This window comes from Vibrio sp. 1401 (assembly GCF_033340295.1).
Map to the genome: position 1 here is coordinate 1 of NZ_JAWOWF010000620.1, position 578 is coordinate 578.

2 protein-coding genes are annotated in these 578 nt (G+C 50.5%); both read right to left on the bottom strand.

Annotation, left to right across the window (positions count from 1 at the left end; genetic code table 11):
- Positions 1 to 197 (bottom strand): flagellar basal body protein (locus R7Z77_RS27190; RefSeq protein WP_318137283.1); only part of this gene is annotated, 197 nt, incomplete at its 3' end.
- Positions 198 to 578: rod-binding protein (locus R7Z77_RS27195; protein ID WP_318137284.1), on the bottom strand; the 381-nt coding region annotated here is incomplete at its 5' end.

Here is a 578-nt window from a genome sequence, read left to right on the forward strand (position 1 = left end):
GTTACACGGCGGATGCTGGTCACTTCCACACCCATACCAGAGCTTAAGCGGTTGGACTTACCATCACCAACTGTCGCCATCAACGCTTGTTGACGGCTGTATCCTGGCGTATTGACGCTCGCAACGTTTTGCGCCGTCACGTCAAGTGCAACGCGGTTTGCGTTTAAACCTGAGAGGGCGATATTAACTAGGTTCATTTACAGCTCCATTTTCCTGATCAGCGGCTGAGAAAAAGCGGTCGTCATACCGGCTTCTCCAAGCACTTGTTTAACTGAGGCGACCGCTTGAGCCGTTGAGTTAAATGGGTCGGTAATTTCTTCGAGTTCAAGCTGTGATATCGATTCAGAATCGACCGGTTTACCGTCATTTGCAGAAGACACATTGCGCACCGAATCGAAGGCCACTTCGCGCATTGAAGGGCTCAACTGCTGAATCAGCATATTAGCGATGCCAGAGCTTTGCTTTTTCGCCAACTCCATCGCCAATTGCCCATCGTACATATCGCGAAACACGCCTTGTTGTTGGCTAGCAAACGGGCTGTCTTTGTCGGCCAATACATCACTGCTGCTGCGCATTTG